16 protein-coding genes are annotated in these 21504 nt (G+C 37.2%); 13 read left to right on the top strand and 3 right to left on the bottom strand.

Going from position 1 to position 21504, the window contains the following annotated elements:
* The first annotated feature begins 13 nt into the window (after positions 1-13).
* On the top strand, positions 14-646 hold the full coding sequence (locus tag IEV50_RS07880; protein ID WP_188412757.1) for a Uma2 family endonuclease: 633 nt from the start codon (positions 14-16) through the stop codon (positions 644-646).
* A 109-nt stretch (positions 647-755) separates the two neighbouring features.
* Here the strand turns inward: IEV50_RS07880 and IEV50_RS07875 are convergent, their stop codons facing one another.
* The gene (locus tag IEV50_RS07875; RefSeq protein WP_188412755.1) at positions 756-965 is read right to left on the bottom strand and encodes a DUF6434 domain-containing protein; all 210 of its coding nucleotides are present in this window, start codon (positions 963-965) and stop codon (positions 756-758) included.
* Between the two features lie 347 nt (positions 966-1312).
* On the opposite strand from IEV50_RS07875, the gene IEV50_RS07870 reads away from it, so the two are divergent.
* From IEV50_RS07870 to IEV50_RS07860, 3 genes are all read left to right on the top strand, one after another.
* Positions 1313-3991, top strand: a complete 2679-nt coding sequence (locus IEV50_RS07870; RefSeq protein WP_188412753.1) for a valine--tRNA ligase — start codon at positions 1313-1315, stop codon at positions 3989-3991.
* Between the two features lie 359 nt (positions 3992-4350).
* Positions 4351-5706, top strand: coding sequence for a Gfo/Idh/MocA family protein (locus IEV50_RS07865; RefSeq protein ID WP_188412745.1), 1356 nt, complete (start codon positions 4351-4353; stop codon positions 5704-5706).
* Between the two features lie 99 nt (positions 5707-5805).
* Positions 5806-7173 (top strand): 3-keto-disaccharide hydrolase, encoded by a 1368-nt coding sequence (locus tag IEV50_RS07860; RefSeq protein WP_188412743.1) that lies wholly within the window; start codon positions 5806-5808, stop codon positions 7171-7173.
* Here IEV50_RS07860 and IEV50_RS07855 read toward each other — a convergent pair whose 3' ends face one another.
* Positions 7174-7632 (bottom strand): type I restriction enzyme HsdR N-terminal domain-containing protein, encoded by a 459-nt coding sequence (locus IEV50_RS07855; RefSeq protein WP_188412741.1) that lies wholly within the window; start codon positions 7630-7632, stop codon positions 7174-7176.
* 142 nt (positions 7633-7774) lie between these two features.
* Between IEV50_RS07855 and holA the strand changes: the two genes are divergently transcribed.
* The 3 genes from holA to IEV50_RS07840 all read left to right on the top strand — a co-directional run bounded on the left by holA (position 7775) and on the right by IEV50_RS07840 (position 11911).
* Complete coding sequence (gene holA / locus IEV50_RS07850) at positions 7775-8797, top strand: DNA polymerase III subunit delta (RefSeq protein ID WP_188412740.1); 1023 nt, start codon at positions 7775-7777, stop codon at positions 8795-8797.
* 63 nt (positions 8798-8860) lie between these two features.
* Positions 8861-9220 carry a VOC family protein gene (locus IEV50_RS07845; protein WP_188412739.1) on the top strand — a complete coding sequence of 120 codons (360 nt, stop codon included), beginning with the start codon at positions 8861-8863 and terminating at the stop codon, positions 9218-9220.
* A 117-nt stretch (positions 9221-9337) separates the two neighbouring features.
* Positions 9338-11911 (top strand): zinc-dependent metalloprotease, encoded by a 2574-nt coding sequence (locus tag IEV50_RS07840; RefSeq protein WP_188412737.1) that lies wholly within the window; start codon positions 9338-9340, stop codon positions 11909-11911.
* Between the two features lie 531 nt (positions 11912-12442).
* Here IEV50_RS07840 and IEV50_RS07835 read toward each other — a convergent pair.
* Positions 12443-13819, bottom strand: coding sequence for an aspartate kinase (locus tag IEV50_RS07835; protein ID WP_188412735.1), 1377 nt, complete (start codon positions 13817-13819; stop codon positions 12443-12445).
* A 342-nt stretch (positions 13820-14161) separates the two neighbouring features.
* On the opposite strand from IEV50_RS07835, the gene IEV50_RS07830 reads away from it, so the two are divergent.
* The 6 genes from IEV50_RS07830 to kdpB all read left to right on the top strand — a co-directional run bounded on the left by IEV50_RS07830 (position 14162) and on the right by kdpB (position 21451).
* Positions 14162-14767 carry a GNAT family N-acetyltransferase gene (locus IEV50_RS07830; RefSeq protein ID WP_188412733.1) on the top strand — a complete coding sequence of 202 codons (606 nt, stop codon included), beginning with the start codon at positions 14162-14164 and terminating at the stop codon, positions 14765-14767.
* A 19-nt stretch (positions 14768-14786) separates the two neighbouring features.
* Positions 14787-15941 carry a M20/M25/M40 family metallo-hydrolase gene (locus IEV50_RS07825; protein WP_188412731.1) on the top strand — a complete coding sequence of 385 codons (1155 nt, stop codon included), beginning with the start codon at positions 14787-14789 and terminating at the stop codon, positions 15939-15941.
* Between the two features lie 57 nt (positions 15942-15998).
* Entirely contained in the window at positions 15999-17330 is a 1332-nt protein-coding gene (locus tag IEV50_RS07820; RefSeq protein ID WP_188412729.1) for a sigma-54-dependent transcriptional regulator, read from the top strand.
* Between the two features lie 251 nt (positions 17331-17581).
* On the top strand, positions 17582-17659 hold the full coding sequence (locus IEV50_RS07815; RefSeq protein ID WP_082035969.1) for a potassium-transporting ATPase subunit F: 78 nt from the start codon (positions 17582-17584) through the stop codon (positions 17657-17659).
* Between the two features lie 37 nt (positions 17660-17696).
* On the top strand, positions 17697-19415 hold the full coding sequence (gene kdpA, locus IEV50_RS07810; RefSeq protein WP_188412727.1) for a potassium-transporting ATPase subunit KdpA: 1719 nt from the start codon (positions 17697-17699) through the stop codon (positions 19413-19415).
* Positions 19416-19423: 8 nt separating this feature from the next.
* A complete protein-coding gene (kdpB, locus tag IEV50_RS07805) occupies positions 19424-21451 on the top strand; it encodes a potassium-transporting ATPase subunit KdpB (RefSeq protein WP_188412725.1) in 2028 nt (675 codons plus the stop codon).
* The last annotated feature ends 53 nt before the right edge of the window (positions 21452-21504 follow it).

Below are 21504 nucleotides of genomic sequence, written 5' to 3'. Positions count from 1 at the left end.
AGTATATTTGATTATGAGCGAGCCAATTCCATATGCACAATTACATGACGAGCCTGTTATGCAATTTAACGACATTGATGCGTCGTTAACTTATAGCTATGCAAATTATTTAAACTGGCTTTTTGAAGAGCGAGTAGAGCTTATTAAAGGGAAAATCTTTAAGATGAGTCCTGCTCCCTCTAGAGTGCATCAAGAGATAGCAATGAATTTGTTAAAACCATTTTTAAATTTTTTAGACGGTAAGCTTTTCAAGGTTTATTCTGCACCGTTTGACGTTCGTTTTCCAAAAGAAAGTAAGGAAGATGCAGCTGTGTTTACAGTTCTTCAGCCAGATATTTGTGTCGTTTGCGATAAAAGCAAACTAGATTATCGTGGTTGTATTGGCGCTCCGGATATTGTGGTAGAAATACTCTCTCCGGGAAATACCAAAATGGAGTTACTGAATAAATATAAGGTTTACGAAGAGTTTGGTGTTAAAGAATATTGGGTGGTTAGCCAAGGCGACCAAAGTATTTTAATCTACACTTTAAATGATTTTGGTAAATTCCAGCCATCGAAAATATTCACGCTGAGCGAAAAAATTACTTCAACGGTTTTGCCAGGCTTTGAGTTGGCTTTGGACGATGTCTTTGCAGATTTGGATTAACCATAATATAAGACGCTCGTCACCCTGAATTTATTTCAGGATCTTTACAGGAAAAAAGATGCTGAAATAAATTCAGCATGAGGAAAGGTCTAGAATAAATATCTAAAAATTATTGGTGATTCTTACTAAATTCATCTACTGCATTTTTTAAAGTTTTACCTTGATTCTCTTTGAGCCAAGCCATAAAAGTTCTATTATTTTTCCAATCTGCTCCAAAATAAGATTGAAAATAACGCCTTACGTTTTGAGTGTTTTTATAATTTTTTGTAATTATAGTTTCATCTGTTAAAGACTCAGAGTGCCAATCGAATGTTTTCATATATCAATTTAATAAACTTAATTGGTTTTTAGTACAAGCCTCTTTCTTTAAACCGGATTGCAGTGAAAATCCTTTTTGTTGCAGGTCTTCGACAAGTACAGACTGCCAAAAACAAAAAGATTGAAACGTAAAGCCGGACTACCATTAAAATGAAATGCTGTTCTTGCTTTTCAAAAAAAAATTAGTTCCATTTTGCATTTGGTCTTTATTCTTTGCTCATGATTTTTCAGCACAGCCCGACTAACATTAAAATGAAATGCTGCTCTTGCTTTTCAAGAGATTTCTACTTTAGATTTTGCCCTTAAAAACGTATTTTTGCCACTCAAATTGATATTGAATAATTTTTCATGAGCATTTCCACTAAATACAATCCGGCAGAAACAGAAGATAAATGGTATAGCTATTGGCTATCGAAAAAGTTTTTTCACTCAGAACCTGATGAGCGCGAGCCTTATACCATTGTTATTCCGCCGCCAAATGTTACTGGAGTTTTGCACATGGGGCACATGCTGAACAATACGATTCAGGATGTTTTGATTCGCAAAGCCCGTATGCAGGGCAAAAATGCTTGCTGGGTTCCCGGAACCGACCATGCATCCATCGCTACGGAGGCGAAAGTTGTGGCGATGTTAAAAGAGCAAGGTATTAATAAAAAGGACCTTCCTCGTGAAGAATTTCTGAAATATGCCTGGGAATGGAAAGAGAAATATGGTGGTATTATTTTAGAGCAACTTAAGAAATTGGGTGCGAGTTGCGATTGGGACCGTACACGTTTCACGATGGAGGAAGACCTTTCTGAGGCGGTTATCGATTCGTTTATTCACTTATATAAAAAAGGTTGGATTTACCGTGGCATCCGGATGGTAAATTGGGATCCGGCTGGTAAAACGGCTGTTTCTGATGAGGAAGTTATCCGTAAGGAAGTAAATCAAAAATTGTACTATATTAAGTATCAAGTATCGAGTAACGAGAATCACGACGAACCGGAATTTATAACGGTTGCAACAACTCGTCCGGAAACGATTATGGCTGATGCTGCAATTTGTATTAACCCAAATGATGAGCGTTTTACGCATTTGAGAGGCAAAAAAGTTTTCGTTCCGTTGGTTAATCATGAAATTCCGGTTATTGAGGATGAATATGTTGATATTGAATTTGGTACAGGCTGTTTAAAAGTTACACCAGCGCATGATTTGAACGATTATGAGTTGGGTGTTAAGCACAACTTACCGGTTACAGATATTTTAAATGACGATGGTACTTTAAATGAATTAGCGGTTATTTTAGTGGGCGAAGATAGATTTGTGGCCCGTAAAAAGATTGCCAAAATGTTGGAAGAGGCCGGCCATTTAGATAAGGTTGAAGATTATAAATCGCAGGTTGGTTTTTCAGAACGTACCGACGCACCTATTGAGCCAAAACTTTCTATGCAGTGGTTTGTAAAGATGAAAGAAATGGCGCAACCTGCTTTGGATGATGTTTTGAATGGCGATGTAAAACTGATTCCGAATAAGTTTGAAAATACATATCGCCATTGGATGGAAAATGTTCGCGATTGGAATATCTCTCGCCAACTTTGGTGGGGACAACAAATTCCAGCATGGTACGATGATAAAGGAAACTGGGTGGTTGCTAAAACTAAAGATGAGGCTTTAGAAGAATTTTGGAAGAAAAAACATTTGGATACAAGCGCTAACGAAAGTGAAAAATCTGGATTCAAACATCAGTTAGAACCTTTTGTAAGGCAAGATGAAGATGTAATGGATACATGGTTTTCATCATGGCTGTGGCCGATTTCGGTTTTCGATGGTTTTAAAAATCCAGATAATAAAGATATTAACTATTACTATCCAACCAATGATTTGGTTACCGCACCAGAGATTTTATTCTTTTGGGTGGCAAGAATGATTATGGCCGGACATGAGTTTATGGGCAAAAAACCATTTACAAATGTGTACTTAACAGGTATTGTTCGCGATAAATTAGGTCGTAAAATGTCTAAATCGTTAGGTAATTCTCCCGACCCAATCGGGCTGATTGAAAAATACGGAGCCGATGCCGTTCGTGTAGGAATGTTGATGTCATCACCAGCTGGTAACGATTTAATGTTCGATGAAAGTTACTGCGAACAAGGACGGAACTTTGCCTCAAAAATATGGAATGCTTTCCGTTTGGTAAAAGGTTGGGAAGTTGACGAAAGCTTAGAAAACCCGAATGCCCAAGCAATTCTGTGGTTTGAGAATCGTTTTAATGAAGCATTGGTAGAAATTGAAGCCAATTTTAAACAATATCGTTTATCGGAGGCTTTAATGACTACATACAAACTGGTTTGGGATGATTTCTGCGCCTGGTATTTAGAAATGGTTAAACCTGCTTACCAGCAACCAATTGATGCTGAAAGTTATCAAGCCACAATCGGATTTTTCGAAAATATTATTAAATTATTGCATCCGAACATGCCTTTCTTAACCGAAGAATTATGGCATGATGATTTATTTACTGAACGTGGTGAAATGGATTGCTGCATCGTTGCCGAATTCCCGAAAGGTGGTGCAATTGATGAAAAGCTACTAAAAGATGCAGAGGTTATCAAAACCGTAATCGCTGAAATTAGAAACGTTCGAAATCAGAAACAAATTTCACCAAAAGAGACCTTGCCTTTAAGTGTGAAGGTAAACTCTGATATCAATTATGAAAAATGGTTAAACATCATTTTCAAATTGGCTAATGTTGCCGAAGCGGAAATTGTAAATGATAAAATTACTGGCGCAACGGCTTTCATGGCTGGTAAGGATGAATTTTTTATTCCTTTAACCGAAAACATTGATGTTGATGCGGAACGCATCCGTCTAAATGCCGACTTGGTTTACTTGCAAGGTTTCTTAAAATCAGTTGATACTAAGTTGAGCAACGAGCGTTTTGTACAAAATGCAAAACCTGAAATTATTGCAAACGAGCGTAATAAAAAAGCAGACGCTGAAGCTAAAATTAAGATAATTGAAGAAAGTTTGGCGGTTTTGGGATAAAGCCTCAGCCTATTAACGTTTCTGCTTTGGCAAATTATTGCTCTCCCTCTCCTTGAAGAGCGGGATTTATGGAATAATGCTTTTAACCCCGGTTCAAACCACAAAACTTGATTCTCCTCTTTTCTGGAGAGGGAATGCATAAAAACCACAATAACTTCTTGCTTTCATAGGATGAGGTTTTTTTTATTAAGATGCTGAAATGAATTCAGCATTACTAGAGTCAATTACAACCGTTTCTAAATTGTTACCAAGCCATCATCAATCTATCAACTTAAACTCCTATTTTGGAAGCTGTTAAGCGGTTGTAAAACGTTTAATGTTGTGAGCTTCTCTAAACCAAATCTAAACCTATTTATTCGATGGAAAATTCCAGAAGAAAATTTATTAAGCAATCGGCTGTTTTTGCTGCGGCTACTTACGCAGGTACAATGGGCATGAGCGCTAAAAGTTACGGACGAATCATCGGTGCAAACGATCGTGTTCGAGTTGGTGTTGTCGGATTTTCTGACCGTTTTAAAGATACACTTTTGCCATCTTTCTTAAATCATAACAAAGAATTAAATTTTGATATTGTTGGGCTCTCCGATTTATGGAATTACCGTAGAGATTTAGGAATTGCTCATCTGAAAGAAAAATTCGGTCACGATATTAAGGCTTGCAGAAATAACGATGAGCTTTATACTATGAAAGATTTAGATGCGGTAATCATCAGCACAGCCGATTTTCAACATGCTTTACATACTATCGAAGCTGTAAAAGCCAATTGCGATGCTTATGTTGAAAAGCCATTTGCCGAAACCATGGACGATGCAAAAGCTGCATTAAAAGCAGTTAAAGCTACCGATAGAATTGTACAGATTGGTTCACAGCGTAGGAGTGGAGAAAATTATGCAAACGCGGCTAAATACATCCAAGATGGAAAATTCGGGCCAATCACAGCAGTAGATTTAGTTTGGAATGTTAACCAGCCGGGACGCTGGCGCAGACCGGATTTGGTTGCAAAACTTAAAGAAGATGATATTGATTGGAAAAGATTTTTATTAAATCGCCCGTCTGAAGCTTTTGACCCTCGGAAATATTTAGAATATCGTTTATTCTGGCCATATTCTTCAGGTATGCCTGGTCAGTGGATGTCGCATCAAATTGATACCGTTCATTGGTTTACCAACTTAAAACATCCAAGAAGTGTAGTAGCAAATGGTGGTATTTACACCTGGAAAGATGGTCGTAGAAATTGGGATTCAATGGTTGCTGTTTTTGATTATGGTCAGCCAAATTCTGAAGATGGATTCCAGGTTACTTTTACTTCAAGAATGCAAAATAGTGTTGGCGATGTAGGTGAAGTTTACTATTCTAATGGTGGAGAATTAAATCTGATAACAAATAAAGTTTCTCCGAAGGGTGGATTGAAGGAAAAAGAAGCTGCTGCAATGGGTTTAAAAGCCAATCTTTTACCAGAGTTCGATTTAAGTAAATCGGAGATCAAAGCTGCAACAGGTGCGAATATGGGCGGCGACTTATTAACTTCTGGCCACATGCGAAACTGGATGGAATGTATTAGGAGTCGTAAAACACCAAATGGTCCGGTTGAAGCTGGTTATTCTCATTCAATTGCTAACATTATGACAAATGCTGCAGTTCGAACTGGAGCAAAAGCAGTTTTTGATGAAAGCAAACAAGAAGTAATAGCAAACGGAAAAGTATTTAAATATTAATTAGTTTATCACCACCTAAGACACCTTAGAAAACTCAAGTTAGTAAAACAGCTAAGATGTTCTTAAGTGTTTAAGGTGGTTAAGCAAACAAATCCTATCATGTTAAACATCAAAAAATACAGTATTCTTGCTCTTTCCTTAATTAGTTTATCTGCTGCTGCACAAAAGGCCAAACCACTTTTCGATGGTAAAACACTAACCGGCTGGAAAGCTGTTGCAGGTGCCGCTCCATATAAGGTAGAAGATGGAATGATTATCGGAACCATGACTAAAGGAACGCCAAATTCATTCCTGATTACTGAAAAAGAATATGGAGATTTTATCTTAGAATTGGATGTAAAATTAGAGGGCGAAAGCACAAACTCTGGCATTCAAACCCGAAGCCACATTAAACCAGAGGGAAATAACGGAAAAGGTTTGGTTTTCGGCCGCCAAGTAGAAATAGATCCTACGCCTAGAGCCTGGACGGGTGGTGTTTATGATGAAGCCAGAAGATTATGGCTTTATCCGCTTGAATTAAACCCATCTGCAAAATCTTTATATAAAAAGAATGAATTTAACCACTACAGAATAGAATGTATTGGTAATGAACTGAAAACATGGGTAAATGGAACTTCTGTTTCTTATGTTATCGATACCTTGGATAAATCAGGTTTTATTGGATTGCAAGTTCATGGAATTGGTAATATTCTGGAAAATGATGGAAAAAAGGTCTATTTCAAAAACATCAATATTCAAACTGAAAACTTAAAATCTAAGCCTTTCCCGAAAGGAATTTATGCAGTTAATTTAACACCAAATGATTTATCTGCCTACGAAAAATCGAATGGTTACAAATTGCTTTTCGATGGAAAAAGTAATATGGGCTGGATTGGTGCTTACAAAACTTCTTTCCCAGCAAAAGGGTGGAAAATTGCCGATGGGATAATTAGTGTTGAGCCATCTGGAGGAGCAGAATCTACAAACGGTGGTGATATTGTAACTAAAGAAGAGTTTTCGGCTTTTGATATGTCGTTTGAGTTTAAACTTACTCCGGGCGCAAATAGTGGTGTAAAATACTTCGTTACCTTGAGCGAAAAAAATACAGGCTCGGCAATTGGCTTGGAATACCAAGTTTTAGATGATGAACTACATCCGGACGCAAAATTAGGAAGAGATGGAAATAGAACTTTAGGTTCTCTATATGATTTAATTACCGCTAAAAAAGAGCCTCGTTATCTTCGCCCAATTGGTAGCTGGAACAATGCCCGTTTGGTAGTTTATCCAAATAATAAAGTTGAACATTATTTAAATGGGGTAAAAGTATTGGAATATGTTCGTGGTTCGGAAGAGTTTAAAAAACTGGTTTCCATAAGCAAATATAAAGATTGGAAAGACTTCGGCGAAGCACCAAAAGGACATATTCTGCTTCAAGACCATGGCAATAAAGTAGATTTCAGAACCATTAAAATTAAAAACCTGAAGTAACTAAAGAAAGCTATAATTAGGCAACTCTTGAATAAAATCGAAGCTGCCTTTTTTTAAGTCCATTTTGGCATAAACATGCTGTAACCCATTGGTTAGCACTATCCACTTAGCCTGATGGATTGAATTATATCGTGATGCCTGATCGAAAACAGATTGTGTAATTTTTATTTTTGGAGCTTTACATTCAATAAGCATTAGTTTTTCGCCAGCCGTGTTATAAACTAAAATATCACTTCGTTTTTGCAATTGATTTAATACCAAGCCACCTTCAATCTGAATTAAAGTTTTAGGAAAACTCTTTTCTAAAATAAGATTCTGAATAAAATGTTGGCGAACCCATTCTTCGGGCGTTAATACCAAGTGTTTTTTCCTCAATTCATCAAAAATGAAAACCAAATCATCCTTTTGGGTAATTTTAAATGGGTAAGGTGGAAGATTAAGCGGAGTAGGGTTAAACATTTTCAGTTGGCAGTTTTTAATGGGCAGGTTGCCGTTAACAATTTAGTAACAAAACAATTTATCAATTATGAGCACAGTCAAAGTTAATATTGTTTATAAACATTTACCTGAATCCTAAAAGCTAAATTGTAATTTTACGGCAATGACTGCTGCCGAAATTATTAAAGATATAAAAGCCCGTAAATTTAAGCCTGTTTATTTACTTCATGGTGAGGAAGCCTATTATATCGATCAAGTAACGGATTACATTGAAGATAAATTATTGAGCGATGCTGAAAAGGGCTTTAATCAAACAATTCTCTATGGAAAAGATACTGATATGGCTACAGTTTTAGGTGCCGCAAAGCGATACCCAATGATGTCTGACTATCAGGTTGTGATTGTAAAGGAGGCGCAAGATTTAAAGTGGGCAAAAGAAGAAGGTAATAGTAAAGAAGCTGAATTCGTAATTAACTATTTCGAAAAACCATTACCAAGTACAATACTTGTTTTAGCATTTAAATACGCCAATTTTGATAAAAGAAAAAAGATATACAAAGCGATAAGCAAAAGCGGTTTAATTTTTCAATCTGATTTGGTTCGCGATTATAAACTTGTTCCATGGATTGAAGATTTTATAAAAGAAAAAGGCTATAAAATCGACCAGCAGGCATCAGCCTTAATGGCAGAATATTTAGGAACCGACCTTTCAAAAATTGCCAATGAAATTGAAAAATTGATGCTAAATGTACCTAAAGAAGTTATCATCAATACAGATTTAGTTCAAAAAAATATTGGTATTAGTAAAGAATATAACGTTTTTGAATTGCAAAAAGCATTAGCTGTTCGTAACGTTTTAAAGTGTAATCAAATTATAGATTATTTCGCAAATAATCCTAAGGCAAATCCTATGGTAATGGTTCTTGCAAATTTGGGCGGCTATTTTACTAAGCTTTTAAAATACCATTATATACCTAATAAGGCTGATGCTGCTTCTGCTTTAGGCGTTCCTCCATTTTTTATTAAGGATTACGAGGTTGCAGCAAAAAATTATAATACAGGAAAAGTTTTTCAGGTAATTAGTTTGCTGCGTGAATATGATTTAAAAAGCAAAGGATTAGATAGTAGTGGGAATGTTGATGATGGACAGCTATATAAAGAACTCATTTTTAAGATAATACATTGACAAGTTGTCAATATCCAATAATCAATTTTCAACATCGCCCTAAAACCTTAACACCTAAAAACTATGCTAAAAGGATTAAGAACCATCGTTTATTATGTTGGCGATTTAGAAGCCGCGAAAGAATGGTATAAAAAAATATTAGAAATTGAGCCATATTTTGATGAAGATTATTATGTTGGCTATAATGTTGGTGGTTACGAGTTAGGCTTAAATCCCGATGATTCTAGTTTTAGTAACGGTAATCATTCAATTACTTATTGGGGCGTTAAAGATATTAAAAAAACTTTTGAAGGCTTTACTGAGTTGGAAGTTGAAATTCATGAGCATCCTAATAATGTTGGTGGACCAATTTGGGTTGGAAGTATTTTTGATCCCTTTGGAAATGTTATCGGATTTATAGAAAATCCTGAATTTTCGCTATAAAATCTTTTTTTGTGTAAAAACTAACAAATAATGACATTGTAACTTAAAAGTTATTAGGTAAATCATATCAAATGATGGTTACTGCCATATATTTACCTTCAAATCAACTAATTTGTTATGAAAAAAAATTTACTCAGCATTTTATTTGCTGTTTCTGCCATTACATTTGCTCAGGCACAGGTAAGGCAAGGAGGAGCTATACCTGGTGATACAACAAGAAGAGCAGCAGGCGCAGCCTTAGGCTCAGGAGTTCGGGCTCAACCAAAACCTTATGATCAGGTTATTACTAGCAAAACATCTACCAGAAAGGGGATGATAACCACGCATAAATTAGAAGATAAGTTTTTCTTCGAAATTGCAGATTCTACTTTAGGAAGAGATATTTTAGTGGTAAGTCGTATTTCTAAATCAGGTGCCGAAGTTAGGGCAGCACAAGGCTATGCAGGCGACCAAATTGGTAGCTCTGTTATCCGTTTCGAAAAAGGACCAAACAACCGTATTTTTATGCGTAAAATAAGTTACAGAACTTATGGTCCCGATAGTACAACCTCAATGTATCAATCTTTAAAAAATTCAAACATACAGGCAATTGCGGCTTCTTTTAATATTGCTGCTTACACTACAGATAAAAAAGGTAGTGTAATTGATGTTACTGAATATTTAAACAGCGACAATGATATTTTCTATTTCAGTTCGCCTGCGGCTAAAACCCGTTTCAGATTAGGTGCTCAACTTTCTGATAGAAGTTATATTCAAAGCTTAAGAAGTTTTCCTACTAACGTTGAAATTAGTACGGTTAAAACTTACAGCCTAACTGCTGCACCTTCACCTTTTGGTGGTGCTGCCCCTGCAGGAATTGGAGGCGGTGCATCAGCAGGTTCATCAACAGTAGAATTAAATACATCATTGGTTATTCTTCCAAAAGTGCCAATGAAAGCCCGCTACTTCGACCAAAGGGTTGGGTATTTTGCAGTTGGTTACACCGATTTCGATTTAAATCCTCAAGGCGTTAAAGAAATCGAACTAATTAAACGATGGAGATTAGAGCCAAAACCACAAGATTTAGCTAAATATAAACGTGGCGAATTGGTTGAACCTACTAAGCCTATTATTTTTTATATCGACCCCGCTACACCTAAAAAATGGATTCCTTATTTAAAAGCAGGTGTTGATGATTGGGCTAAAGCCTTCGAAAAAGCGGGTTTCAAAAATGCAATCATGGCAAAAGAAGCTCCAAGTTATAAACAAGATTCTACCTGGAGTATTGATGATGCCCGTCATTCGGCGATTGTGTACAAACCATCAGAAATTGCAAACGCTAGCGGACCAAGTATTTCAGATCCACGCAGTGGCGAGATTATGGAAAGTCACATCAACTGGTTCCACAATGTTCAAAAACTGGTACACGATTGGTATATGATTCAAACCGCTGCCGTTGATCCAAGGGCTCGTAAAATGACTTTCAGTGATGAATTAATGGGTGATTTAATCCGTTTCGTTTCATCGCATGAAGTTGGTCATACTTTGGGCTTACGTCACAACTATGGTTCGAGTTCAACTGTTCCAACAGAAATGTTGAGAGATAAAAAATGGGTAGAAGCAAACGGACACACACCATCAATTATGGATTATGCCCGCTTTAACTACGTTGCGCAGCCAGAAGATAATATTTCTGCAAAAGGTTTATATCCTCGTATTGGCGATTATGACAAATGGGCTATTGAGTGGGGTTATAAATATTTCCCTGAAACAAAAAATGCGCAGCAAGAGGTTCCGATTCTAAACAAAATGACAATCGAATCGGCTAAGAACCGTAGATTATGGTTCGGTACTGAAACTAATCCTGATGATCCGCATTCGCAAAATGAAGATTTATCGGATAATGCAATGAAAGCCAGTACATACGGAATTAAGAACCTAAAAGTTATTTTAACAAATTTACCTGTATGGACAAAAGAGCCAGCTGATGGTTATGATAACTTATCAAATATGTATGGTCAGTTAACCACGCAGTTTGGTCGTTACATGGGGCATGTGGCTAAAAACATTGGTGGTGTATATGAAAACCCAAAAACAGTTGAGCAAGCAGGTTCAGTTTATGAACGTACGCCAGCTGCGACACAAAAAGAAGCAATGAATTTCTTAGATGTTCAATTATTTAAAACACCAATGTGGATGATTAATAAACCTATTTTGGATAATATAGATCAGGATGGTTTAGAAGTTGTTGGCAGATTACAAAATACAACTATTAACAGATTGCTGGGAACAAGTACATTGACGAAATTAATTTCTGCTGAAGCGGCTGACGGTGCAAGTGCATATAAAATAACCGATTTGTTTACTGATTTAAATGCATCAATTTTTACAGAATTAAAATCAAATCTGGCAATTGATGTTTACAGAAGAAATCTTCAAAAAATGTATGTTGATAAACTGATTTCTATTGTTAAACCAGCTCCGGCTCCAACAGCAGTAAATGCTATATTAGCAGGTGGCGGTAGAGGTGGTGCTACTCCAAGTGGCATAACAGCTTCACAGAGCGATGTACTTTCGGTAGTTAAAGGCGAATTGAAAGAATTGGATACAATGATTAAAACCAGTGCAAATACAGCCACAGGTTTAAGCAAATACCATTTAGAAGATTTAGCAAGTAGAATTGATGATGCCTTAGATGCTAAAAGTAAATAATAGAATAAAATTATAGTAGTAACAAGAGGCTGTCTAATAAATCAATTTATCTTTGAATCTTGTCACGTTGAGCTTGTCGAAACGCCTTAAAAGGCAGTTTTTGCAAGTCCTTCGACAGGCTCAGGATCACGTTCGTATTTATGAGACAGCCTCTTCTACACTATTTAACTATATCTGATTCAACCTTAAGCATATTAATGCTACAAATGCAAGCTCCCGAGGTAACCTAGCGTGCCTGTTTGCGTTCTCCTTTTTTTGCAATTTCTCTCAATGAATCAAAATTTGTTGATATTTTTTAAAAGCTATTTATAAGATCCTTTGGGATTTTTTTCTCTTTATACAAACCTTCACAACCAGAAAAAAAAGGGTAATCATAAGTGTTACGCTTATAAACCCATTCTTCATATTACCTGATTTCGTATTTGAAATAGATTTGTTTACAACAAATTATATATTAATACACAAAGATATTTTATAATAGCTGAATAATAATAAGAAGATTTATTTTAACCAAAATACATGCTATTAATTTTATTGCATGGCTTTATTCAATGCTATTATTGCAGGTCGGTAATCTTCTCGGTCTAATATAAACTGTATGTTTACCTTTCGCAAGGCAAATCCTGCACTTTTGATATTAATCCCACTTTTAGTTAATGCAGAAGCACTTTTTGCAAGTAAACCTGGCTGATCAATATTAGAGCCGAGCAGGCAAACTATAGCTACTTTCTCATACATCACTTTTTCAAATTCTCGCTGCAAATCACTAATAAGGCTTTTTTTGAAGTCTTTTTCCCAAATCAAGATGGAAATACTATTTGCGCTTGTTGTTTTAAAAGTATATGAAATGTTATGGTGGGCAAAGATTTGCATGGCCTTTAAATCACTTCCTACGCTACCTACCATTAGTGCATCATATACATCAATTAAAAGGAGTTCTTGTGTCCCTGTTATCATCTCAATTCTCTTCCGCTCACATAAATAGGATTTGGTAATCAATGTTCCTTCGTGAGCCGGGTCAAAAGTATTTTTGATACGAAGGGAAATTCCTTTCATCTCCAGTGGTTTAGAGGCCGAGGGATGGATAGCTTCCATTCCTACATCGGCTAATTGATCGGCTATATCATAATTGGTGAAACCAACAGGACTGCAGTTTTCTTTTCCAACAATGGCAGGGTCTGCGGTTGAAAGATGATATTCCTTATGGATTATCACCTCATCCGGGCGAAGAATCTCTGCAATCTTACTGAAGGTTACCTCCGAATAACCTCTGTCAAATGCTCGCATAATTCCCTCTGTACCTTTTGTGTAGCCGGTAACTATACAAATCGTTCTTGCAAGCGGTACTTCTTTAAATGCTTTTTTAATACGCTGATCAATAGTTAGCGATGCGTGGTCATCAAATCCACCCAAATCTATCCGCTGAACACTAAGCCCGCGGTGCTCTAATATGTCGCTAAGCACAAATGCCGAATGACTTTCTCCTATAGATGCCAGAATTTCTCTTGCTGCAAGCAAAATTCCACTCTTGCTTACATAGCCGGACGAAAGGATGTTTACTAAGTCTTCGAGATATTCGAGAGCTTTTTTTACATGCTTTTCTACAAAAAAATCAGCTGCCTGAAGATCAAGGCCTAGCGCTGCATATTTCAGATTAATGGTTTTAAGTTCAGAAACAAGGAACTGCATTTGAACCTTGAAATCCTGATTTTTACTGATTTTATGGTATATACCCGGAGCTCCTGTTTTTTTGTTCTCCAGCAGTATATCGGTCACACCTGCAAAGGCCGAAACAACAAAAACCCTGTTATAAAGATCTTCTCCTGTTTTTTGGTAAAATATAATGTTGTCAATAACATCTTTAAGGGCGGACATTGATGTTCCGCCAATTTTTTCTACGGTTAGCATAAGATTGTTTTCTGCACTTAAGCCATTCACATGCCAAAGAAATTGAGTTTAGTGATACTTAAACCACGGTAAATTAAAATAGTAAGCATTCGGACTCTCTGTATAGATTGATTCAATTAATTGCGCCACTTTTATTTCAAGTAACTATAACTTATTGTGGAGGGTAAGAGTGATTACTCTCCAAAATGAAATTAAGCCTTCCATTTTGGTAGGGTATTTAATTATTACTGAACTCAAGTGTTGAAAAATTTACCGCTGGGGGTTATGTAAAACGGTATTTGGCACAGGTAATCTTTTTAGGGCATCACGTTTGCAAGAGCCGACTTATGAAATTTTAAAATAATGGATAACCAGATTATTTTTATCCGTATTGCAGATGAACGCGATACCAAATATGTACCAGAAATTATTGCTGAGACCGAAAGTTCTGCCATTGCAAGGGGCTCTGGTATTGCAAAAAGAACAGTAGCTTCTGTTGAACAAAAAATTTTGATGGGTAAGGCTGTAGTAGCCGTTACAAGTAGTGGTGAATGGGTAGGGTTTTCTTACCTCGAAACCTGGGAACAGGGTCGTTTTGTTTCTAATTCAGGCCTAATTGTATCACCTAAATTCAGAAATTCTGGAGTAGCCAGGTCTATTAAAAACAGGATATTCAAACTATCCAGAAAGCTTTACCCTGATTCGAAAATTTTCAGCATTACTTCGGGTTCTGCAATAATGCGTATGAATGCCAAACTGGGTTTCCTTCCGGTAAGCTTTGCCGAGATTACTCATGATGAACATTTCTGGGAAGGTTGTAAAGGCTGCGTTAATTATGATATTCTGGAAAAAAAAAAGAAATGTAATTGTCTGTGTACAGCAATGCTTTTCGATCCCGAATATTTTATTGAGGCACAGCCCTTGCTTTACCAGCACACAGAAATCTATCAGGAGGTTTCCTATTCTTAAACAATTCCTAATCAGAACCATGAACAACAACATTAGAAAAAAAATTGCCGGGGGAACTGACCTCAACCAGATTTATCAGGAATCGCTTCAACTGCTTTCCAACCTCATTTCTATCCCTTCAATTAGCGGTGATGAAATGCTTACTGCCGATTCAATCGAGTCTTTTCTCAGCCAGAAGGGAATCAATACTTTTAGAAAATATAATAACGTTTGGTGTTATAATAAATACATAGACCCAGCAAAACCAACTATCCTTTTAAATTCGCATCACGATACGGTAAAGCCCAACAATCAATACACAAGGGATCCTTTCGATCCGGCAATTGAGGATGAAAAGATTTTTGGTTTGGGTAGCAATGATGCAGGTGGCTCACTGGTATCTCTGGCAGCAACTTTTCTATACTTTTTTGACCGCGATGATCTTCCTTATAATCTATGCTTTGCAGCAACTGCGGAAGAAGAAACTTCAGGAGAGTTTGGAATTCGAAGTATCCTTGAAGATATTAAGGAGATTTCTTTTGCAATTGTAGGGGAGCCAACTGGTATGCAGATGGCAATAGCCGAGAAAGGCTCAATGGTTATAGACTGTGTAGCCAGAGGTCGTTCTGGGCACGCCGCCAGGGAAGAAGGCGATAACGCTATATATCATGCTTTAAAAGATATTGAATGGTTCAGAACCTTTCAGTTTCCCATCATGGATGATCAGCCGCAACCGGTAAAAATGAGCGTTACGGAAATCAAGGCTGGTATTCAGCACAATATTGTTCCAGCAGAATGCCATTTTACTGTTGATATCCGTTTTGATCATAACTACAACGAACGCGAAATTGTTAATACCATCATTAATCATACTTCTGGTTATTTTAAACTTCGACCAAATGTGTTAAAACCATCATTTATCAATCTTACACACCCAGTTGTTATTTCCGGACTTTCAATGGGTAGAAAAACCTATCTTTCTCCAACCAGCTCTGACCAAGGATGGCTGAATATGCCCTCTGTAAAGATGGGGCCAGGCAATTCTGCCAGGTCACATACAGCAGATGAATATATCGGTATCGATGAAATAGAAGAAGGTATCAACATCTATATTGGCCTTCTAGAGTCGCTTGATCTCACACGGCATAAAAGTTTGCCGAGGTTTGAGAAATATCCTGATATAAATCCAGGATAAACCAAACGTACCAAAGCAAAGCCATGCTAAATTAAAAACCAAAATTATATTTATAACATGGAAAATACTGTTCTCATCATCGATGATGAGCCTAAAATACTTGGTCTCCTATCCAGAATTATTGAACTGGAGGGCTTTAGAGTATTACAGGCTGATACAGGAAAAGCGGGATTGAAAATTGTCAAAACGAAGGAGGTTCATGTAGTTATAAGCGACGTGAAGTTGCCCGATATAAATGGTGTTGAACTGGTTTTAGCAATCAAAGAAATAAAGCCATTTATAGAGGTAATTAACCTTACGGCTTTTGGTACAATTGCCGATGGTGTGCGAGCGATGCGAAATGGTGCTTTCGATTATATCATTAAGGGAGATGATAACGACAAAATCATCCCGCTGCTTTATAAGGCAGTTGACAAGGTTCGCCTGCAAATGCGAGTATTTGACCTGGAGAGAAAGGTTGGCAAAAAACACAGCTTTGAAGGTGTTATCGGAAATTCACCTGCAATTTTAGAATCTATTGAAATGGCAAGGCGGGTGGCCTCAACTGATGCAACCGTTTTGTTATTAGGAGAAACGGGTACTGGAAAAGAAGTATTTGCACAGGCTATACATTACGAAAGTCAACGAAGGATGAAGCCCTTTGTAGCATTAAACTGTAGTGGTTTTAATCCTGAACTTTTGGAAAGCGAACTCTTCGGTTACCGGGAAGGTGCTTTTACCGGAGCATCTAAGGATAAAAAAGGTCTTCTGGAGGAAGCAAATGAGGGAACGCTTTTTCTTGATGAAATCGGGGAAATGAATATCGATTTGCAGGCAAAACTACTGCGGGTACTTGAGAACCAAAATTTCATCAAAATAGGGGATACCAAAACTACTAAAGTTAATGTAAGGATTATTGCAGCTACAAATCGAAATCTTAAAGAAGAGGCAGAAAATGGTGCTTTTCGCTCAGATTTATTTTATAGGCTTTCTGTTTTTTCAATAGAACTTCCTTCGCTTTCACAGAGGAGGGCAGACATCCTTCCTATTGCTAAATATTATTTGGAAGAGTTTACAGCAAAAGTAAATCGTTCAGAAATGATAATGGACAAGGAATTTAGCGCCCTGTTAATCCGTCATGCCTGGAAGGGGAACATCCGTGAGTTAAAAAATGTAATGGAAAGGGTTGTGATTTTGTCTGCAAGCAATACCATTACAGCAGATTTGCTGCCATTCGAGTTCCACGAACTGGTAGAAGATAATAACGGCATGAGTATGGAAGCCATGGAGCGTAGACAGATCAAAAAAGTATTATTACATACCAGCGGAAACAAAACAGAAACCTCAAGGCTTCTTGGAATAGGCCTAACAACCTTGTATAGAAAGCTAGAGGAGTATGGCATTTCTTAATTTTTCCAATATGAAAAAGACCCTTCCAAAACGGAAGGGTTTTTTTACTAGCATTTTACTGTATAATTATTTACATATTCATAAACTATTGAAAACCAATATATTAAATTATTTATTAATTTTATGGTACAAGAGTTGGTTAATGGCATTCAAAATCATACGATCATGACAATACTATTATTTATTATTCTAATCCTGCTCTGCTGGGCTACTTACAAATCAATCGACTGGTTCGAAAAAATCTAAAAATTATGATAGCATTATTTATTATCGCCATCGCCGTATTTATCTATATGATTTACGTGCTGATTAAACCCGAAAAATTTTAATCCTGTCTCTCTTTTGGGACTATTAACAAATTAAGAAATGAACACTGAATTAACCGGCATTATTGCCACATTCCTGCTCACCCTTGTAATTGCCATTCCACTTGGTAAATACCTGGCTAAAGTGTTTGCAGGAGAAAAAGTCTGGACGGATTTTTTAAAACCGCTAGAAACCGGAATCTACAAACTTTCTGGTATCAATGTCAAAGAACAAATGGACTGGAAACAACAGATGAAAGCCCTGCTTACCATAAACTTGCTTTGGCTGGTTTATGGTTTCTTTGTACTTATTTTCCAGGATAAGCTTCCTTTCAATCCGGACGGAAATCCTGGTATGACACCAGATTTAGCTTTCAATACCATTATAAGTTTTGTTGCCAACTGTAATCTTCAGCATTATTCTGGCGAAAGTGGTGTAAGCTACCTAACTCAACAATATGTACTGATGTTTCTTCAGTTTGTAAGTGCCGCAACCGGTATAGCAGCAGCAGTTGTATTATTTAAAGCTTTTAGAGATAAAACAACAACTCAGCTTGGAAACTTCTGGGAATTCTTTGTAAAAGCAATTACACGTTTATTGTTGCCACTATCATTTATAATTGCTTTGATATTAACCTTTAACGGTACACCGGCAAGCTACGAAGGAAAGGATCAATTTATATCTATGCAAGGCGATACCGTAAACGTTTCACGCGGTCCAGCAGCGCAGATGATTGCCATAAAACACCTCGGCACAAATGGAGGAGGCTATTTTGGTGTGAATTCAGCTCACCCTTTTGAAAATCCAAGCTACTTTACCAATATGGTAGAGCTTATTGCTCAGGTAATCATCCCGATTGCTATGGTAATTGCTTTTGGCTTTTTTATCAGAAGAAAAAAATTGGGATGGACTATTTTTGGCGTAATGACCATCGGTCTATTTATGTTGCTTATTCCGATGCTCAGCTCAGAACTTGGCGGTAGCCCTGCATTAGCGAAAATGGGTATTTCACAGACTACTGGTGCAATGGAGGGAAAGGAAGTGCGTTTCGGGCCAGCAGCTTCAGCTTATTGGTCAACTGTTACTACGATTATTTCTACAGGTTCTGTAAACAGTATGCACGATAGTACCATGCCTATGTCGGGAACTTGGCAATTACTTGGAATGATGATCAATTCCTTTTACGGAGGATGTGGTGTAGGTCTTTTAAATTATTTCATCTATCTGATTGTTGCGGTATTTATCTCCGGATTAATGGTAGGTAGAACGCCAGAGTTTTTGGGGCACAAAGTAGAAGCCAGAGAGATTAAGATAGCGGCTATTATTACATTATTAAGTCCATTTTTAATTTTAGCGGGAACAGCCATTGCAAGTTATGTTTTTACAAATTATGGCGATGCAAGTTGGGCAGTTCAACCTAAAAACTGGCTCAACAATCCAAGTTTCCATGGATTCTCGGAAATGCTATATGAGGTAACTTCAGCGAATGCAAATAACGGTTCTGGTTTTGAAGGACTTGGAGATAACAATATTTTCTGGAACGTATTAACAGGTGTTATAATTTTCCTTGGTCGTTTCCTTCCAATTATTGGTCCAATAGCTATCGCAGGATTGCTTGGGGCTAAAAAATTCATACCTGAATCGGCTGGTACACTTAAAACTGATACTAAAACCTTTGCACTGATGACCTTTGCGGTTATTATTGTGCTGAATGCACTTTCTTATTTCCCTGCTTTGGCATTAGGCCCATTGGCGGAATATTTTACAATGCTTAAATAGATATATAAATGAAACCCAATAATAAACTGTTCGAACCTGCCTTAGTGCAGACCGCACTAAAACAATCTTTTATAAAGCTTGATCCAAGGGTAATGGTCCGTAATCCGGTTATGTTTACCGTAGAGATAGGAACACTTGTAATGGCATACGTTACGGTTTACTCGATGAGTAATTCCGGACAGGGATCGCCTTTATATAACTTTTTCATCTTTTTAATTCTTTTGCTAACGGTTTTATTTGCAAATTTTGCTGAAGCAATTGCCGAGGCAAGAGGTAAAGCACAGGCTGATAGTCTTCGTAAAACAAGGGAAGAAACACCTGCAAAAGTACTTTTAGATAATGGAAAGATTGAAATTCGCTCCTCTAACCAATTAAAAAAGGGAGATGTTTTTGTTTGTGAAACTGGCGATACCATCCCAACAGATGGCGAAATTATAGAAGGTATTGCAACTATTGATGAATCGGCAATAACAGGAGAATCTGCTCCGGTAATCCGTGAATCAGGAGGTGATAAATCTTCAGTAACTGGTGGTACAAAAGTATTATCCGATGAGATTAAAGTTCAGGTAAGTACTGCTCCAGGTGAAAGCTTTTTAGATAAAATGATCGCTTTGGTAGAAGGTGCATCTCGTCAAAAAACACCGAACGAAATTGCATTAACAATTTTGCTTGCAAGTTTTACACTGGTATTTATAATCGTTTGCGTTACATTAAAACCATTCGCAGATTATGCAAATACACCTATTACTATTGCTGCCTTAATATCTCTTTTTGTTTGCTTAATCCCTACAACCATCGGTGGTTTATTATCGGCCATTGGTATTGCCGGAATGGATAGGGCTTTAAGAGCAAATGTGATAACCAAATCGGGTAAAGCCGTAGAAACAGCTGGTGATATTGACGTATTGTTATTAGATAAAACCGGGACCATTACCATAGGTAACCGTAAAGCAACAAATTTTTACCCTACAGAAGGCGTAGATGTTAAAACCTTTACAGATGCCTGCGTATTAAGTTCTTTGGCTGATGAAACTCCTGAAGGAAAATCGATTATCGAACTTGCAGGCGAACAAGGTTTTAAATCTTCTGGTACGCCGGTTGGTTCAACCTTTATTAAGTTTACAGCCGAAACTCGTTCAAGTGGTTTGGATACTGCCGAGGGAAGAAGAATCAGAAAAGGTGCTTTTGATTCGATCAGAAACATTGTAGAAAAAGCCGGAAATATTTTTCCGTCCGACATTCAGGATCATGTAAAGAATATTGCATCTAATGGAGGTACGCCCTTAGTGGTCTCTGAAAACGAGAAAGCTCTTGGGGTAATCGAACTTCAGGATATCATTAAACCAGGTATTAGCGAACGTTTTGAACGCCTTAGAAAAATGGGTGTTAAAACGGTAATGGTAACTGGCGATAACCCTTTAACTGCTAAATATATTGCAGAGAAAGCAGGTGTAGATGATTTTATTGCGGAAGCAAAACCTGAAGATAAAATGAACTACATTAAAGATGAACAAGCACTTGGTAAGCTGGTAGCTATGATGGGCGATGGTACGAATGATGCGCCGGCTTTAGCACAGGCTGATGTTGGTGTTGCAATGAATAGTGGTACACAAGCAGCAAAAGAAGCTGGTAACATGGTTGATTTAGATAATGACCCTACCAAACTTATTGAGATTGTAGAAATTGGTAAACAATTATTAATTACCCGCGGTACGTTAACTACTTTTTCTATTGCGAATGATGTTGCGAAGTATTTCGCTATTGTACCGGCATTGTTTATCGCGTCGATTCCTGCATTGCAGAGCTTAAATGTTATGGGCCTGCACTCTCCGGAAAGTGCAATCATGTCGGCAGTTATTTTCAACGCGATAATCATTCCGATTTTGATTCCATTAGCGTTAAAAGGTGTAGCTTACAAACCTATCGGAGCAACTGCATTATTGCGTAGAAACTTGTTTATCTATGGTATAGGTGGTGTTGTAGCTCCTTTCATAGGCATAAAAATTATTGATTTACTAGTTGGCCTTTTTGTATAAAAAAACCTGTCATTCTAAGTTCAGCGAAGACGACGTGATAAGAAGTAAATCTG

The organism is Pedobacter mendelii (assembly GCF_014635725.1).
GTDB classification, from domain to species: Bacteria; Bacteroidota; Bacteroidia; order Sphingobacteriales; family Sphingobacteriaceae; genus Pedobacter; species Pedobacter mendelii.
The sequence above is the reverse complement of the archived record's forward strand: the minus strand, read 5'-3'. Positions and strand labels throughout refer to the sequence as shown.

Coding starts and splice junctions, on each gene's coding strand:
- IEV50_RS07880 (WP_188412757.1), top strand. CDS start 14: ATGAGCGAGCCAATTCCATATGCACAATTACATGACGAGCCTGTTATG.
- IEV50_RS07875 (WP_188412755.1), bottom strand. CDS start 965: ATGAAAACATTCGATTGGCACTCTGAGTCTTTAACAGATGAAACTATA.
- IEV50_RS07870 (WP_188412753.1), top strand. CDS start 1,313: ATGAGCATTTCCACTAAATACAATCCGGCAGAAACAGAAGATAAATGG.
- IEV50_RS07865 (WP_188412745.1), top strand. CDS start 4,351: ATGGAAAATTCCAGAAGAAAATTTATTAAGCAATCGGCTGTTTTTGCT.
- IEV50_RS07860 (WP_188412743.1), top strand. CDS start 5,806: ATGTTAAACATCAAAAAATACAGTATTCTTGCTCTTTCCTTAATTAGT.
- IEV50_RS07855 (WP_188412741.1), bottom strand. CDS start 7,632: ATGTTTAACCCTACTCCGCTTAATCTTCCACCTTACCCATTTAAAATT.
- holA (WP_188412740.1), top strand. CDS start 7,775: ATGACTGCTGCCGAAATTATTAAAGATATAAAAGCCCGTAAATTTAAG.
- IEV50_RS07845 (WP_188412739.1), top strand. CDS start 8,861: ATGCTAAAAGGATTAAGAACCATCGTTTATTATGTTGGCGATTTAGAA.
- IEV50_RS07840 (WP_188412737.1), top strand. CDS start 9,338: ATGAAAAAAAATTTACTCAGCATTTTATTTGCTGTTTCTGCCATTACA.
- IEV50_RS07835 (WP_188412735.1), bottom strand. CDS start 13,819: ATGCTAACCGTAGAAAAAATTGGCGGAACATCAATGTCCGCCCTTAAA.
- IEV50_RS07830 (WP_188412733.1), top strand. CDS start 14,162: ATGGATAACCAGATTATTTTTATCCGTATTGCAGATGAACGCGATACC.
- IEV50_RS07825 (WP_188412731.1), top strand. CDS start 14,787: ATGAACAACAACATTAGAAAAAAAATTGCCGGGGGAACTGACCTCAAC.
- IEV50_RS07820 (WP_188412729.1), top strand. CDS start 15,999: ATGGAAAATACTGTTCTCATCATCGATGATGAGCCTAAAATACTTGGT.
- IEV50_RS07815 (WP_082035969.1), top strand. CDS start 17,582: ATGATAGCATTATTTATTATCGCCATCGCCGTATTTATCTATATGATT.
- kdpA (WP_188412727.1), top strand. CDS start 17,697: ATGAACACTGAATTAACCGGCATTATTGCCACATTCCTGCTCACCCTT.
- kdpB (WP_188412725.1), top strand. CDS start 19,424: ATGAAACCCAATAATAAACTGTTCGAACCTGCCTTAGTGCAGACCGCA.